The sequence below is a fragment of the Mesorhizobium sp. M0239 genome, assembly GCF_040321815.1.
Lineage (GTDB): Bacteria > Pseudomonadota > Alphaproteobacteria > Rhizobiales > Rhizobiaceae > Mesorhizobium.
Map to the genome: position 1 here is coordinate 1 of NZ_JAMYSG010000086.1, position 2521 is coordinate 2521.

At 55.9% G+C, this 2521-nt stretch carries 1 protein-coding gene and 1 pseudogene; both read right to left on the bottom strand.

Features of this window, described 5'->3' with window-relative positions; all coding sequences use genetic code 11:
• Nucleotides 1-86: 86 nt before the first annotated feature.
• Nucleotides 87-356 (bottom strand): annotated as a pseudogene (locus NKI99_RS33620) (IS481 family transposase); the annotation flags it as partial.
• A 296-nt stretch (nt 357-652) separates the two neighbouring features.
• Nucleotides 653-1912, bottom strand: a complete 1260-nt coding sequence (locus NKI99_RS33625) for an ATP-grasp domain-containing protein (RefSeq protein ID WP_352613728.1) — start codon at nt 1910-1912, stop codon at nt 653-655.
• Nucleotides 1913-2521: the final 609 nt, after the last annotated feature.

The following is a 2521-nucleotide window of genomic DNA, read 5'->3' on the forward strand; positions in this document are numbered from 1 at the left end:
TATCGTCAATCAATTCGTATGGGAACGCTCCAGTATCAGGAAAAATAACACCGATTTTTTTCTGCATTCGCCGCTTCCTCTGTCGCCCGCTCGTAGCGCATGACCGGCTCAGCTGGCTCGATGTCCTTCAACCGCGACAGCCCTACCCCGTTTCAGCACGCGACTGGCCGGCGAGAGGCCGACCTGGACCGCGATGTGACTGCCGGCCCGCGACGCCGCCGCAGCGCCACGATGCGTTCTGCGATCGATGAAGCGGTGGCCTGCTGCATGCGATCCGGCCGCGAGGACCGGTCGGCCATGCCGGCACGGACTTCGGTCTTGTAGCACTCGACCCAGCGGGCGACGATCTTCGCCGTTTCCTGCAAACGCGAGATGTGGAAATCGGCCAGTTCCTACAAATATCAGAGGCTTCCGATTTCTTCGGGGCCGAGTCGCTAAATCATAATTGGCGGCTGATGCAGCTGTCGCAATGACTCGCTCCTCGCTTCAGCGTGCCCTGCCACTGAACTTTCTTTCGGCGGTCGCATTGACAATTGTAAAGCGTCGCCTCAGAGATCCCGCGCTTGCAGGGCCAGATCACCCGCCGTCGTCCCCATCTGATGCTCGCGCGAAATCATGATGATTTGCTCTTCTGTTAACCGCTCTCATCTCATCAATCCGAGAGGTAATGGGGCGCAGATTGTTCCTCTCCGCCACTGGTCGGAAATGGCGTGATCGACCAATCGATTAAGTCGACGGCACGCTGCACTATCGCCTTGGTCTGAGCAGCGCTGGGTGAAGCGGCGATGACATGTCCAATGCGGTCTCGGTGATCGCCTTTCCTGATGATCGGCGTCTTGGGTTTGCCAGACCATTTGACTTCGGCGACGCCTGGTACATCAGCCGCCTGACTGTCGCCACTGATCCACTCCAGGGTGCCATCGCGATCAGGAACCAGGAACCGCACGGCCGCAGAATGCGAATGCCTTCTGCGCAAATCCCACTCCTCGCCAATGACGCGCTTGATGTGCTCAGTGATAAGATCGATGCCGTAAGCCAGCTGAACCAGTTGAGGATCGGCCCCACCAACAAGACGCGGATTGACTTCAATGACGACTGGGCCACGCTTCGTCCACCGGAATTCAACGTTCGTTGGCCCCCAGCCAAGGCCGAGAGCTGTCAAACAGCTCAGCGAAACATCGGCCATGCGCTCATGCTCGTCATCAGTCAGCACGGCCGGATAGGTCACCTCACGAAAGACGAAATGCGGTGGGGGGCCGAAGTCACCAGCGGCAATCGCAATGACTTCATTTCCCATAATATCAGCGATATAATAGGGGCCTTGTGCGAATTCTTCGACCAGTATCCTGGGCGAAGACTCCCATATGTGCTTCCCGCCCAACAGATAGGTCGTATGTTCGGCCAACTCATCGGCGTTGCGGCACAATCGGACACCGCTGCTGCCGCTGCCTACGGCTGGCTTAAGAATCACCGGCAGGCCGATCTCCGCAGCAGAGCTTTCTACGTCCGCCGCATTCGCTGCCAAGCGAAAAGCAGGTATTGAAACGCCAGCCTCCGTGAGGAGTTGACGTTGAATGAATTTATCGCAGCATCGTTCAATGGATGCAGGATTCGGTCCCGGTAGATCGAAATGCCGGCAGAGCTTGGCAGCCGTCGCATAGAACGACTCCAAGCTGCTCGTCATACCCGCAATGTCATAGGTCGCACGCAGCCGGCAACATTCGCGGATCAGCGCATCGAGATTGGCTGTATCGACACGGATTGCCTCAATGCTTTCCGCCGCAAGATAGTCGTACTGAGCTGGATCAGCTGACAGGATAATTGGATGAAGACCAAGACGCTGGGCCGCTTGGACGAACCGCAGACCATTAGTCATTGTGCCCTCAACCAGGATGAGCGCTCTTCTTGCCATTGGCGTTGACCTCCGTTGCGCCCTGAGCGTAAATCGGCATCAGTCCTTTTTCAGCCGTGCCTGACCTCAGACCTTGGGTGAACGTACCATCGTCAGCGATTTGCGGTTGTGAAGTTTCTGTAAATTTATTGAAGTGCCTTCTGTCAGCACGAAGACTGCCACATTATGCCATCGGATCCTTAAGCCGGCAGGTCAATCTAGGCCGGAGATGACGAAGAAACCGGCGGCGTAGAAATAAGCTCAATCCACCTTAGACAAACCGTCAAAGTGTTACGAGGCAGTTCCACACCGGCGATCTCCTCGGTGGAATTGCCTTCGTTATTTCATAAGTCCCCGAATGGGCCAGATTTCGGCCTCAGATGAAGGAAAAGCTCGGCAACAGGACACATTTGCAGGAGGATGGCTTAGGAAAGCGCAATTGCGCTGATGATCGTCTCTCTAACGGCGATATGTTTTGTGCAATCGAATGCTCGATTTGGAGTCAATAAGAAAGGCAGCTTAGGCGTTGTATTAGCCGGCCTTAAAGGTGGCAGCTAGCGAACCGTGTGATGTTGATAATGCGGTCTATTTCGCGAAAACCGCATTCCCGCGGTGGCGGGACTTGCTTCC